Source organism: Kocuria sp. ZOR0020, from assembly GCF_000800955.1.
Classification (GTDB): Bacteria; Actinomycetota; Actinomycetes; order Actinomycetales; family Micrococcaceae; genus Kocuria; species Kocuria subflava.
In genome coordinates this window covers 1-11,726 of record NZ_JROX01000082.1, presented here as the reverse complement: position 1 = coordinate 11,726, position 11,726 = coordinate 1, and the positions used below count along the sequence as shown (strand labels likewise).

Genomic DNA, 11,726 nt, shown 5'->3' with positions numbered 1-11,726 from the left:
ATCAAAATCCAAATGCAGATTGGCCGCCACAAGCCGGGGGTGCCGGCTTGGTACCTGCATGCCATTGGTGTGCACCCGCAGTTCCGGGGCCGCGGAGTGGGCTCGCAACTGCTCAAGCATCGCCTTGACCTGGTGGATGCGGACAACCAGCCCGCCTACCTTGAGTCTTCGACCTCCTTGACCGGCAGGTTGTACCGCCGTCACGGGTTCCAGACCTTGCGCCCCATCAGCATCACGGAGCAGGCCGTGCCGTACGCCATGTGGAGGCCTCCGACTGATCAGCGCTGAAGCTGGTCAAGCAGCGCCGAAACCCCTGAATCCTGTCAGTCGGCAAGCAACTGGTGGATCCGGTAGGGAATGAGCTCACGCAGCACGATGGTGGTGGAGGTCCTGCGGATCCCGGGACACCCCAGCACGGTCTGGTTCAACACGTAGAGGTCATCGGCATCCCGAGCCACCAACTGCATGAACAGGTCCGTTCCGCCGGTGGTGGCCACACATTCCAGGACCTCGGGCAGATCGTGGAGGGCGGCCACGGCGTCGTCGAACAGTTCCTGTTCCACCTCCGCGGTGCAAATGGCGCGGATGCCGTAACCCAGCGCCTCCGGGGGCACGGTCACGCTGTGGCCGCGCAGCACACCGGGTTCAAAGAGCTGGGAAATCCGGCTCTGGACGGTGCCCCGGGCCAGATGGAGTTTCTGGGCCACCCACCCCACGGTGGCCCTGGGGTTGGTGTCCAGGGCGCGCAGGACGCGGCGGCTGGTGGAGTCGATCTCCTTCACCCGATTGATCACTTTCATCCACTGTTAACCCGATCAATTGATCAAAATGATCAATTATTATCTCAGGTGTTGACCACTTTAGTGGTGTGGCCACAAATAGTTTGACATGACCACTTCTGTTGACGCTGCTCCCGCCATCGAGTCCCCCACCGTGGGCCAATACCTGGCTCAGCGGCTGGCCCAATTGGGGGCCACCAGCCTGTTCGGGCTACCTGGGGATTTCAATCTGACGTTGTTGGATCAGACGTTGACCGTGGACTCCGTGACCTGGGTGGGCTCCACCAATGAGCTCAATTCCTCCTACGCAGCCGATGCCTTCGCCCGTGCCGGCCGCGGCCTCGGCGCGATTGTCACCACGTTCGGTGTGGGCGAGCTGTCAGCCGTGAACGGGTTGGCAGGCAGCTACTCGGAAGATGTCCCGGTGGTGCGCGTGGTGGGCATGCCGTCACGCGCTGCCATGGATCAGGGAGTCCCGCTGCACCACACCCTTCCGGACGGCGACTTTGACCATGGCCTGCGGGTGGCCCGCGAGTTCACCGTGGCAGACACCGTGCTACGTCCGGAAAGTGCCGCCTGGAAATCGACCGCGTACTCACGGCAGTGCTCTCCGCTTCCAAGCCGGGGTTCATCGGCGTACCCCTGGATGTGGCGGCCGCCGTGGTCCCGGACGCCACCAACAGTGAACCGCTGACCGTTGCCCAGACCCGCCCGGACGTGCTGAGCGCCTGTGAACGTGCGTTGCGCGACCACGTGGGCCGTGACTCCTGCGCCACTTTGCTGGTGGGTCCGCGCGTTCACCGCCGCGGCCTGGAATCCGTGGTGCAGGAGATGGCCGAATTGCCCGGGGTCCTGGTGGCCAGCCAGTCTGCCTCCAAGGCGATCCTGGATGAACGTCACCCCGCCAGCCTGGGCACCTACCTGGGCAGAACGACGGCGCAGCCCGCCACCCGCGATGCCGTGGACCAAGCGGAAATGTTGATCATGATCGGCACCATCACCAGCGACTTCACCACCGGGTTCTTCTCCCACAAGTACGTCCCGGAGGAAGCCGTTGAGCTGGCACTGGATCACGCTCGGATCGCCCACGCCCACTACCCGGGGGTCATGCTGCATGACGCCCTGGATGTGCTGAAGAGAGTCATCACCGATGCGCAGATGAGCGCAGTGGAGGGGGTGGCGGCGTCGTCGTCGGTTCCGGATGAAGCACCCGTGGCCGCCGACGACGAACCCCTGACGCACCAACTGTTCTGGCCGGAGATCCAGCACTGGATTGCCCCGCAGACCACCGTGATCGCGGAGGCCGGCACCAGCTTCTACGGCGCCCTGGACCTGCAGCTGCCGGCCGACAGTGACTTGTTGGGGCAGCCGGTGTGGTCCTCGATCGGATACACGCTGCCTGCAGTGCTGGGCGCGCGGCTGGCCCAACCACAGCGCCGGCCCGTGTTGTTCATCGGGGATGGATCCGCGCAGCTGACCGTGCAGGAATTGGGAACGATCTTCAAGCGAGTGCCCAACTCGGTGACGTTCTTGATTGAGAACCGCGGGTACACCGTGGAGCGCTACATCCAGAGCCCTGATGCCATCTACCAGGACGTCACGGAATGGGATTGGCCATCCATCCCGGCTGTGCTGGGTGCCCCGCACGTGCACACCCCGCGGGTGGGGACGCTGGGCGAACTGCGCAAGGTGCTGGCAGAGACCACCCAGAACCGGGATCAGAGCTACTTCATCACCGTGGACCTGCCCGAACGTGATGCCCCACGGCTACTGAAGGTGCTTGTTGAAGGAATTGCGGCGTCCAATTCCCAGGACTGAACCAGGGGCCTGACTCCGTCCTCAGGGCAGGTGACCAGAGATGTCACCTGCCCTGACGGTTGAGTCAGATGTTTTCCTTGACCACCCGAGCCGGATTGCCCACTGCCACCACGTTGGCGGGAATGTCCTTGGTGACCACAGCACCTGAGCCGATCACGGAGTTCTCCCCAATGGTCACGCCCGGGCAGACGATCACACCACCGCCCAACCACACGTTGTCGCCAATGGTGATGGCCTCTCCTGCCTCCACCTTGTCCCGCCGGGGTGTGGGCTCAACAGGATGTGTGGGTGCCAGCAGCTGCACGTGAGGGCCGATCTGGCAGTCGGCACCAATGCTGATGGGCACCACGTCCAGGGCTGTCAGTCCCATGTTGATGAACGTGCGGTCCCCCACGGAGATGAAACGGCCGTAATCCACGTGGATGGGGCCACGCACGTGGACGTCCTCACCCACGTGGCCGAACAGCTCCCGCACCAACTCCTGGCTGCCGTCAGGATCCTGGTAGTAGGCGGTGTTGAACTTGCCCATCAGCTCAATGGCCCGACGTCCGGCTTCTGCAATGCGTGGGTCATCCGCAATGTAATGGGCCCCCGCCAGCATCCGATCCCAGTTGCTGCCCTCGTCCCCGGCAAAGAACTCGATCAGGCGCTGCTGACGGGCGGCTTGGTCATGGGTGTTCTCCGGGCTCATGGTTGCCTCTCTGATTGGCTGTGGACTCGTTACCTGGGGCCCACCGTACCCGCCGCCGCCCGCCATCCCCCATTGCGCCGAGACCTCCGTTATGGCCCAAAAAAGTGCGTGGTGTGGGCTGTATCGGAGGTCTCGGCGGAGGAAAAAACCCAGGTCATGAACTTTTGGGCCTCCTGCGGGCAATACAGGGCATGAACACCAAGAATGAGACTCCATGAGCACCGACAGCGAGGTCATTCAGGCCTCCCTGACGTCCCCGGAGGAGTTTGAGGACCTCTATGACCGTCACGCCACCGCCGTCTATCGCTACCTGACGCGCCGCCTGGGCAGCCAGTCAGCGGAGGACATCACCTCAGAAACCTTCATGGCGGCTTTCGACTCCCGAGACCGATTCGACCTGAACCGTGACTCGGCCGTGCCCTGGTTGCTGGGCATCGCCACCAATCTCTCCAATCGCCACCTGCGCCACACCGCACGAAGCATGGCAGCACATCACAAGGCGGCCGTGTCTGATGCGGAACTGGTCAGCCATCCCATGAACCTGGTGACGGAGCGACTGGATCATTCGGCCGGCACCTCGGAACTTATGCGTTCCCTGAATCAGTTGGCCCCGGCAAACCGCGACTGTCTCCTGCTGCACGTTTGGGGAGATTTGTCCTACCAGGCGATCGCCAGCGCACTGGAGATCCCCGTGGACACCGTGCGTTCCCGCCTGCACCGAGCCCGGCTGACACTGCGCTCGCATTTGCCTTCAACCCGGGGCGCATCCGCCCCTACCTCATCCCCGTCACCGGTTGCCACCGGCCTCAGCACATCCCAGGAGACCCACCATGCTTGACCTGAAGGACCTGCGCGCAGCAGGTCTGGAAACCACCCACGATCCGGACACTGCGGCCAGTCAACGGGGTCGCCTGGCCCTTTTGAACCACATCAACGCCCATACCCAGGCGCCGGTCACCCCCGATCAGGGCTGCGTCACACCGTTGGTTCCGCAACGATGACGCCGCCGCTCACCTTGGTTCCTCATCCCCGCCGCAGCTGCCGCTGCCGTTGGCGCCCTGGTGTTCAGCCAGTTGAGCGGTGATTCTGGTGATGGTGCCACACCTGCCGCTGCGGCCACGTTGGAGCAGGCGGCGTTGAACACCATGGAGGTCACCGACGCCGTCGTGAGGGATGGCCAATACAGGCGTGTGGAAACCACCTCTCAGACCATGGCCACAGCCAGTGTGGAATCCGGAACGTACAACGTGTTCTTGTGCCCCACCACTCAGATCATGTGTGTCCCGGCGGATCCGGGAGACCCGGCCGAGCTCTGGTATTGGGACCAGCGCACGGATGGACACGGAACCCAGGTACTCAACACCGACGATCTCCCGGATGACGTTGTCCAGGCCTTTGAACACGGTGATACCGCATGTGATGAGGTTGTTCTCCAGGCGCCGCAGGGCCGCTGGTACGGTTCCCCCGCCCAGCTCTCCGCTGAGGATTTGGCCGATCTCCCCCGCGATCCGCGCGCACTGCTGGATCACATCCATGAGGTGAAACAGGACGAAAGCGCCTCTGCGGACGAACAAGTTTTTGTGTTCATCACGGATGCCATACGGACGGGCATGGTGGATGCAGAACTGCGTGCCGTGTTCTACAAGACCCTCATGCTGGTGCCGGGCGTTGATGTCGCAGCGGCCTCGGCTGCGGTCGATGGACGCACCGGCGTGGCCATCGGGCGGTGGGAGTCGGTGCGCAATGAACGCCAGGAAGTGATCATCGACCCATCCACCGGCGAATGGATCGGCGAGCGCACCATTTCCACCCAGGAGATGGATGCGATACCCGCGGGCACCGTTCTCAGCTCGGCCACGTACGCCACCGGCGTCGTCGACAAAGTTCCCGAGGACGTCACCCAAGCGGCCGTGGATCGGCCGGAAGGCTACAACCCTGGCTGACCCCCCCCACACCGCCGAGACCTCCGTTATGGCCCCAACAAGTGCGCGATATGGGCTTCATCGGAGGTCTCGGCGGTCAGGGGTGAGGGGGTCAAGGGTGAGGTGGCTCCTCAGGCGGTGGCGCCGCCCTCCTCAGCCTTCTTCTGCTGAGCAATCTCCTGGGTGTGCTGTTCGCGGTCCTTCATCTCCCGGGGCCGGAAGTAGAACAAACCGGTCAACACAGCGATCAGGAAGACCACCAGCATGACAAAGAACAGGGGCCACGGCCCGGTCAGGTAGATGATCGGGATGGCCAGAGCTGTGACCAGACCGCCGCCGAAGAACGGTTCGAACACCAACTGCTTGTAGCCGAACGCCTCGAAGGCCGGGGACTCGCCTTCCGGGTCGACCACGCGCATCAGGATCAAACCCGTGGCGGTCACACCCATGGACTGGCCGAAGTCACCGATGCCGCGTTCAAACCAGTAACGTCCGATGATCCGCGGGGCCAGCCACAAGAAGATGACCACATTGAACGCGATGCCGGCAATGGCCAGAATGGTGAAGGCCGCCAGGTTGTCCCCCACGGCCTGCAGGGACAGGGTGGCGATGGCTGCCACGATCAGGAAGTCAAGTGCCCACCCTTGAATCCGCACCATCATCTGGTGGTCGATGTAGTGATCGGCACCCACCGCACGGGCGATCATCTGCAGGATCACACCGCCCAGCAGCGCCATGGGGAACAGCGGGACGTAGGCAAAGATCTCCAGAGGTGTGGTGTCATCCAACATCACGGAGGCGTAGGTGGCCTGCTCGACCCAACGCAGGCCCTCCAGGATCAGCCAGCCGATCAGCACCGCCACAGCCATGATGGCCATGTGCAGGGACAACGGCTCCACAGAGGAGGGACGGCTGGTCATCTTGCCTGCCGAGTAGTGCTCGTCCGTGCGGAACAAGCCTTTCTGTTCGGCCACGGACATCTTGACGTTGCCTTTGAGAATTTCGGTCTTGCCGGTACGAACACCCCAGTTGATCAGCGCAATACCGATGATCACGCCGCTGACAATGCCCACAGTGGCCAGACCGACCGCCAGATCAGCACCCTCACCAAAGCCCAGGTCCTCCATGACACCGCGCATACCGGCCGCCGTGCCGTGACCGCCTTCAAAGGCAATCTCAATCAGCGCACCAGTCATGGGCGATGCAGCAAACAGCGGCACCAGCACCAGTGCTGCCAGCAGCAGACCGATCACGTACTGCCCGGAGCCGAAAGCCACACCCAGGGACAGCTGCGGGCCCACCAGTTTGGCGGCTCGTTTGGGTGTGGGCAGATCCTGCCCCAGGAACATGGTGGCGAAAATGACGCTGATGAGCAGACCCGGCAGGGCCGCCCAGGTGGTGATCATGGCCTCCGTGAACAGGCCGTTCTCACCCCACGGTCCGTTGATACGCCCCAAGACCTGCGGCCCAAGGAGCAACAGGATGGCACCGGCAATGATGGAGCTGGGCAGAAACAGGGACTGGATCCACCCCACCTTCACGCGGATGACCTTGCCGAGCAGCAGCGCCGCTCCCAAGATCAGTAGGGCAAAGCCAATGGCATTGGGAGACATCACTACCACCTCGTAGTTGGTCGGTGCGGGGCGGGCCGGTCACTGCAGGGCCACTCACGGGGCCGGGAGTGACGAAGACGCAACCTGCGGCGTCGTCGTCGCTGTGCTGAGACCAACGGGCCGTGGGCAGAGGACCCGGCACGTGAGATGGAACGGCAAGTCTAATCTGAACGGCAGCTGAGAGGGACTCTGTGAACCGCCTGGGAATCCCGAGACGGGTACTGACAGGCCCTGTTTCCTGCAGGTGAAGGGTGCTTACGGTGGGCGCATGAGCATTCCGAACATGACACTGAACAACGGCGTTGAGATCCCGGAACTGGGCTTTGGCGTCTTCCAGTCGGCCCCTGAGGAAACCGTGCAGGCCGTGACGGACGCATTGGAAGTGGGCTACCGGCACATCGACACCGCTGCCGCCTACGGCAATGAGCGCCAGGTTGGTCAGGCCATCCAGCAGTCCGGGCTGAGCCGGGACGAGGTGTTCCTGGAGACCAAGGTCTGGATCAATGACTACGGGTTCCAGGAAACTCAACACGCCTTTGAGAAGGCCAGCGGGAAACTGGGTGTGGAGCAGATCGATCTGCTGATCCTGCACCAGCCGCTGACCCCGGAGTTCGACCGCACCATCGCGGCTTACAAGGGATTGGAGAAGCTGCTGGAGGACGGCAAGGTGCGCGCCATCGGTGTCTCCAACTTCATGCCGGAGGATCTGGACCGTCTGATGGAGCAAACCACTGTCATCCCGGCGGTCAACCAGATCGAGATCCACCCCTACTTCCGTCAGACCGAGCTGGTGAACAAGAACCGGGAGCTGGGAATCATCTCCCAGGCGTGGTCCCCCATTGGTGGCATCACGTTCTACCCCGGCTTTGGTCAGGACCGGAAGTCCACCCTGGAGAATGCGGAGATCCTGGAGATCGCCGAATCCCACGGCAAGACTCCAGCCCAGGTCATGCTGCGCTGGCACCTGGACCAGGGACGTCAGGTCATCCCCAAGTCGGTCAAGCGCCACCGCATCGAGGAGAACTTTGACGTGTTCGACTTTGAACTCACCAATGATGAACTCACGCGAATTGATGCCCTGGACACCGGGGTGCGCGGCGGCCCGGAGCCGTCTTCCGTGAACATGGAGGACTTTGGCATGGAGATTCCGGAGGCCTGAGCCAGTCGGTGTCGCACCGCCCGTCCTTCCCCGCCCCTACCCGTCGAGTAGGCCTTTTGATCGCTGCTGACTCACTCAGGGGCGATCAAACAGCCTTCTCGGCGGATGGGGTGGGCGGTGGGAAGTCGTAGGGTCGAGGTATGGCAACGCGCTCGACTCCCCCTCACCTCAGCCGCCGGTCCCTGCTCAGGTCCGGTGCGGCCGCCACCGCCGGGCTCACTCTGACCACAACGTTCACAGCCTGCGGTGGGGCCCGGGACAATCGCCGGACACAAGGCAGTGCCGGAGCTGAGCTGACCAGCGAGCTCGAGCTGCCCGAGCCCTTCACCGTGTCCCTTCCCATCCCCGAGGTGCTGGAGCCAACACGCACGGATGCCCACACCGACTTCTACCAGATCACCCAACACGCCGCTGACCTGGAGATCATCCCCGGAACCGCCACGCAGGTCTGGGGTTACAACGGCACCGTGCCCGGACCCACACTGGTCTCCCAACGCGGCCGCCGCACGGTGGTCACCCACCGCAATGAGCTTCCCGTTCCCGTGGTGGTGCACCTGCACGGAGGTGTGACCGCACCCGAACACGACGGCTACCCCACGGACGTGATCTTCCCTGCCAGCTCGGACCACGGCGATCACGGAACCCACAGCGACGGCGCCGCCGACTTCCAGCACTCGGACCACCTTGCCTCCGGGGACACCAGCGACGGCGAGCGCGAGTACGTCTATGACATGGAACAACCGGCCGCCACCCTCTGGTACCACGACCACCGCATGGACTTCACCGGGCCCCAGGTCTACCGCGGGTTGGCCGGCTTCCACCTGATTCACGACGACGCCGAGGACGCCCTGGGCCTGCCCACCGGCGACCGGGACATCCCTCTGATGATCATGGATCGGGCTTTCGCCGCGGACGGGTCCTTTCTCTATCCATCGGTGGACCCGGATCTGGTGGACCCGCCCGGTGTGGAGTCCGAGTACATGAGTGGTGTGCTGGGTGACTGCATCCTGGTCAATGGCGCGCCCTGGCCTGAGCTGGAGGTGTCCAACACCAAGTACCGCTTCCGGATCCTCAATGCCTCCAACGCCAGGCGGTACCGGCTGAACCTGGACGGTGGTCTGCCGTTTGTGCAGATCGGAGGCGATCTGGGCCTGCTGGAGGCTCCCATCGAACACGGGACGTTGGACATTGCGCAGGCGGAACGGTTCGACGTCGTCGTGGACTTCTCTGGATTGGACATCGGTGAGGAGGTCACGCTGCACAACCAGCACGGGGCGGACGGAACGGATGTGATCATGCGGTTCAAGGTCACCCGCCAGGAGGAAGATTCAGGTCCGATCCCTCAGCGGTTGGCGGAGGTGGAGATCCTCTCCGAGGACGATGTGGTGGCCGAGCGGGAGTTCGTGTTCGCCCGCGGTGGCGCGCAAGCCCACGGGATGACGTTGTGGACCGTGAACAATCAGGCCTTTGACCCGGACACCATCCTGGCTGATCCCAAGCTGGGGACCGTGGAGCGCTGGCGCATCCGAGGGCTGGACGTCGAGCACCCGTTCCACATCCACCTGGCGCCGTTCCAGGTGATCGGGCAGGACCGACAGCAGTCCGTGAGCAGCTTCAACCACGGGTGGAAGGACACCGTGAGCATGGACACCGGTGGCCAGGTGGACCTGTTGGTGCGCTTTGACGGTTACCGCGGGAAGTACGTGTTCCACTGCCACAACCTGGAACACGAGGACATGATGATGATGGCCAACTTCGAGGTGGTCTGACCCTCCCCCCCCTCCCTATGCGCCGAGTAGGCCGTTTGATCGCCCCTGACCCACCCAGCAGCGATCAAACGGCCTACTCGGCGGATAAGGAGGAGGGTGCAGGTCAGGCCCAGGGACCGCGCACGATCTCGACGACGGACTCCCCGTAGCGCTCCAACTTCTTGGCCCCGATGCCGCTGATGCCCCGCAACTCGTGGACAGCCGTGGGCGCCACCTGGGCAATGCTGATCAAGGTGGCATCCGGGAAGATCACATAGGCCGGGACCTTCTGCTCGCGGGCCTGATGTGCTCTCCATTCACGCAGGGACTCGAACAGAGAGGACTGTTGGGGCGTGAGGGAGGACGTCGTCGTTGTGGAGCTGCGGCGGCCGGTGGGTGAGCCGCGCTTCTTGCGTGCGGTGCGGCGCAGTTTCAGGGTGGCCTGGCCGCGCAGGACCGGTGTGGCGCCGGGTGCCAGTCCCAGGGTGCCGTACTCGCCGTAGGTGGTGATCACGTTGCGGGCCAGCAGTTGGCGGATCACGCTGCGCCATTCGGTTTCGCTCAGGTCCGCGCCCACGCCCCAGACGCTGAGTTGATCGTGGCGGGAGGCGGTGGAGCGGTCGTTGACCTTGCCCCGCAGCACGTGGATGACCTGCCCGGCACCAAAGTGCTGGTTGCGTTCGCGGTCCAGTCTGATCAGGGCGGAGAGCAGTTTTTGGGCGGGCACGGTGGCATCCCAGCCGGTGGGTGGGGTCAGGCAGTTGTCGCAATTACCGCACGGTTCTGCCTGCTGACCGAAGTACTGCAGGATCTGCACGCGGCGGCAGGTCAGCGATTCGCACAGCGCCAGCATGGCGTCCAGATGGGCGCGTTGGCCGCGCAGGTGGGTTTCCGTGGCCTCTGACTGATCGATCATGCGGCGCAGTTGAACGACGTCGTGAAGCCCGTAGGCCAACCATGCCGTGGCCGGCAGACCGTCACGCCCGGCGCGGCCCGTCTCCTGGTAATAACCTTCCACTGACTTGGGCAGATCCAGGTGCGCCACAAAGCGGACGTCGGGTTTGTCAATCCCCATGCCGAAGGCAATGGTGGCCACCATGACCACGCCGTCCTCCTGCAGGAACCGGGTCTGCCGCTCGGCGCGCTCGGACTCGCTGAGCCCCGCGTGGTAGGCCATGGCGTCCAGGCCCTCTTTACGCAAGGCCTCCGCGGCCTGTTCCACGCTGCGGCGGGACAGACAGTAGACGATCCCCGAATCTCTGGCGTGCTCAGCGCGGATCAGACTGAGCAACTGGGAACGGGCGTTGTCCTTCTCCACGATCCGGTACTGGATGTTGGGGCGGTCAAAACTGGCCACAAAGTGCTCGGCAGCGCCCAGGCTCAGTCGCTCGGTGATTTCCTGATGGGTGGCCTGCGTGGCGGTGGCAGTCAGGGCAATGCGGGGCACGCCCGGGAACCGCTCGGCCAGGACGGAGAGCCCCAGGTAGTCCTTGCGAAAATCGTGGCCCCACTGGGAGACGCAGTGCGCCTCGTCAATGGCAAACAACGCCAAGTTGGCGTGGCTCAGCAGATCCAACGTTCGCGGCTGAACCAAGCGCTCCGGGGCCATGTAGAGCAGATCCAGGTCACCGTTCAGCAGGTCCCGCTCAACCTGGGCTGCCTGATCCGCATCCAGGGTGGAGTTCAGAAACGCCGCCTTGACTCCCACCGCGGCCAGCGCATCCACCTGGTTCTGCATGAGCGCAATGAGCGGGGAAATCACAATCCCCGCACCTTCCCTGACCAGAGCCGGGATCTGGTAACACAGGGACTTGCCGCCACCGGTGGGCATCAGAACGACGGCGTCGCCCCCACCCGTCACGTGCTCCACGATCCGCTCCTGGTCCCCCCGGAAGGACTCGAAGCCGAAGACCTCTTGCAGCACACCAAGCGGCGTGGCAGCGGGAGCTGAGGTCTGGGAAGTCACCGCACCAATTTACAAGGCGCGGAGGTGACC

At 63.8% G+C, this 11,726-nt stretch carries 11 protein-coding genes and 1 pseudogene; 8 read left to right on the top strand and 4 right to left on the bottom strand.

All coding sequences use genetic code 11. The annotated features are described in order from the left end of the window. Positions 1-288, top strand: a 288-nt coding sequence (locus L979_RS05660) for an N-acetyltransferase (RefSeq protein ID WP_047690271.1), incomplete at its 5' end; no start/stop codon positions are given. Between the two features lie 35 nt (positions 289-323). Here the strand turns inward: L979_RS05660 and L979_RS05655 are convergent. Next, the gene (locus tag L979_RS05655) at positions 324-800 is read right to left on the bottom strand and encodes an Lrp/AsnC family transcriptional regulator (protein WP_047690260.1); all 477 of its coding nucleotides are present in this window, start codon (positions 798-800) and stop codon (positions 324-326) included. A gap of 88 nt (positions 801-888) precedes the next feature. Between L979_RS05655 and L979_RS14500 the strand changes: the two genes are divergently transcribed. Continuing rightward, the gene (locus L979_RS14500) at positions 889-1,473 is read left to right on the top strand and encodes a thiamine pyrophosphate-binding protein (protein WP_052209553.1); all 585 of its coding nucleotides are present in this window, start codon (positions 889-891) and stop codon (positions 1,471-1,473) included. After that, positions 1,383-2,597 carry a thiamine pyrophosphate-dependent enzyme gene (locus L979_RS05650; RefSeq protein WP_081993875.1) on the top strand — a complete coding sequence of 405 codons (1,215 nt, stop codon included), beginning with the start codon at positions 1,383-1,385 and terminating at the stop codon, positions 2,595-2,597. Before L979_RS14500 ends, L979_RS05650 begins: the two co-directional genes overlap by 91 nt. 64 nt (positions 2,598-2,661) lie before the next feature. Here L979_RS05650 and L979_RS05645 read toward each other — a convergent pair whose 3' ends face one another. Continuing rightward, positions 2,662-3,288 carry a sugar O-acetyltransferase gene (locus L979_RS05645; protein ID WP_231559414.1) on the bottom strand — a complete coding sequence of 209 codons (627 nt, stop codon included), beginning with the start codon at positions 3,286-3,288 and terminating at the stop codon, positions 2,662-2,664. Between the two features lie 214 nt (positions 3,289-3,502). Here L979_RS05645 and L979_RS05640 point away from each other — a divergent pair, with 214 nt between their 5' ends. From L979_RS05640 to L979_RS14495, 3 genes and pseudogenes are all read left to right on the top strand, one after another. After that, positions 3,503-4,126: an RNA polymerase sigma factor gene (locus tag L979_RS05640; protein ID WP_052209551.1), complete on the top strand. Its 624-nt coding sequence runs from the start codon at positions 3,503-3,505 to the stop codon at positions 4,124-4,126. Beyond that, positions 4,119-4,289 (top strand): hypothetical protein, encoded by a 171-nt coding sequence (locus tag L979_RS15835; protein ID WP_156125428.1) that lies wholly within the window; start codon positions 4,119-4,121, stop codon positions 4,287-4,289. Before L979_RS05640 ends, L979_RS15835 begins: the two co-directional genes overlap by 8 nt. A 15-nt stretch (positions 4,290-4,304) precedes the next feature. Next, positions 4,305-5,231, top strand: a pseudogene (locus L979_RS14495) (CU044_5270 family protein); the annotation flags it as partial. Positions 5,232-5,341: 110 nt separating this feature from the next. On the opposite strand, the gene L979_RS05630 reads toward L979_RS14495, so the two are convergent. After that, positions 5,342-6,823 carry a sodium/glutamate symporter gene (locus tag L979_RS05630; protein WP_047690259.1) on the bottom strand — a complete coding sequence of 494 codons (1,482 nt, stop codon included), beginning with the start codon at positions 6,821-6,823 and terminating at the stop codon, positions 5,342-5,344. Positions 6,824-7,091: 268 nt separating this feature from the next. Here L979_RS05630 and L979_RS05625 point away from each other — a divergent pair, with 268 nt between their 5' ends. After that, positions 7,092-7,982 (top strand): aldo/keto reductase, encoded by an 891-nt coding sequence (locus tag L979_RS05625; protein WP_047690264.1) that lies wholly within the window; start codon positions 7,092-7,094, stop codon positions 7,980-7,982. A 140-nt stretch (positions 7,983-8,122) separates the two neighbouring features. Continuing rightward, positions 8,123-9,751, top strand: coding sequence for a multicopper oxidase family protein (locus tag L979_RS05620; protein ID WP_047690257.1), 1,629 nt, complete (start codon positions 8,123-8,125; stop codon positions 9,749-9,751). Between the two features lie 103 nt (positions 9,752-9,854). On the opposite strand, the gene recQ is transcribed toward L979_RS05620, so the two are convergent. Beyond that, positions 9,855-11,696 carry a DNA helicase RecQ gene (gene recQ / locus L979_RS05615; RefSeq protein ID WP_052209549.1) on the bottom strand — a complete coding sequence of 614 codons (1,842 nt, stop codon included), beginning with the start codon at positions 11,694-11,696 and terminating at the stop codon, positions 9,855-9,857. Positions 11,697-11,726 lie beyond the last annotated feature (30 nt).

Bases quoted from the DNA above. Each gene is read 5' to 3' on its own strand.
- L979_RS05655 (WP_047690260.1), bottom strand. From the start codon at position 800: ATGAAAGTGATCAATCGGGTGAAGGAGATCGACTCCACCAGCCGCCGC.
- L979_RS14500 (WP_052209553.1), top strand. From the start codon at position 889: ATGACCACTTCTGTTGACGCTGCTCCCGCCATCGAGTCCCCCACCGTG.
- L979_RS05645 (WP_231559414.1), bottom strand. From the start codon at position 3,288: ATGAGCCCGGAGAACACCCATGACCAAGCCGCCCGTCAGCAGCGCCTG.
- L979_RS05640 (WP_052209551.1), top strand. From the start codon at position 3,503: ATGAGCACCGACAGCGAGGTCATTCAGGCCTCCCTGACGTCCCCGGAG.
- L979_RS15835 (WP_156125428.1), top strand. From the start codon at position 4,119: ATGCTTGACCTGAAGGACCTGCGCGCAGCAGGTCTGGAAACCACCCAC.
- L979_RS05630 (WP_047690259.1), bottom strand. From the start codon at position 6,823: ATGTCTCCCAATGCCATTGGCTTTGCCCTACTGATCTTGGGAGCGGCG.
- L979_RS05625 (WP_047690264.1), top strand. From the start codon at position 7,092: ATGAGCATTCCGAACATGACACTGAACAACGGCGTTGAGATCCCGGAA.
- L979_RS05620 (WP_047690257.1), top strand. From the start codon at position 8,123: ATGGCAACGCGCTCGACTCCCCCTCACCTCAGCCGCCGGTCCCTGCTC.